This is a genomic window from Psychrobacter sp. 1U2 (assembly GCF_051847575.1).
The window spans coordinates 1-941 of the sequence record NZ_JBPYDC010000611.1 but is presented as its reverse complement, the minus strand read 5'-3'; the positions used below and the strand labels follow the sequence as shown (position 1 = coordinate 941).

General features: G+C 43.8%; 1 protein-coding gene. It reads left to right on the top strand.

Translation table 11 applies throughout. The annotated features are described in order from the left end of the window. Positions 1–876: molybdopterin dinucleotide binding domain-containing protein (locus tag ACS8FD_RS17615; RefSeq protein ID WP_439276803.1), on the top strand; the 876-nt coding region annotated here is incomplete at its 5' end. Positions 877–941: the final 65 nt, after the last annotated feature.

The window sequence follows — 941 nt, the reverse complement described above, 5'->3', positions numbered from 1 at the left end:
AGCCGGATTGAAAGTTTAGTGACCGCTAAAGGCGAGCAGTTTGCCACCATCGAAGACTCTATGTGTCAAATTGTCGCGACCAAGGGCACTATTAAACCTATCAGCGATACGTTAAAGTCTGAAGCGCAGATTGTCGCAGATATTGCGACACATGTACTAGGCTCGACAACCAATATAGATTGGCAAGCGATGAGTGAAGACTATGATGTGGTGCGTGATTATGTATCGCAAGCTATCGATGGTTTTGAGAACTTTAATCAGCGTATTCGTGATAGCGAGCGCGGTTTTCATCTATATCACCCAGCGCGTCATCGCGTATGGAATACAGATAGTGGTAAGGCTCAAATCGAAGTACCACAATATCCGATTACTTATGTTGCTGAGCAAATGGCTCAAAAGACTGCATCGACTGAACAGAAGGTTAATCCATCTCAAAATGAGCAACAAAAGGTTTGGCAGTTTACCAGTGTGCGTAGTCATGATCAGTTCAATACGATGATTTTTGGCTACAATGACCGTTATCGTCAAACCAACCGCCGTGATGTGCTCTTTATGCATCCTGATGAAATTAGCCGCTTGGGCTGGCAAAAAGGAGATAGCGTTATAGTGACGCGTCAAGACAGTAGCAACCAAGCACGTACTCTTGGTCCACTCGTTTTAACTGAGATGGATATTGCTTCTAATGCAGTCGCTGCTTATTATCCTGAGTGTAATGATTTATTTGATTTAGACACTCATGCACCAGAGTCGCACATCCCAGCTTATAAATCCTCAACTGTGACTTTGGAGCGCGTAGCTGCTGATAGTCGCGAGCCAAGTAAAGTTGATAAGCAAGCACAAGTTAGTAGCGCAGATGGACTGGTAGCTTCGGCTTGATTTTTGCCATGGTCATTTTTTAGTTTAGATGGTGAGGCTTAAAATGAGGTAAATTGCGCTAAACA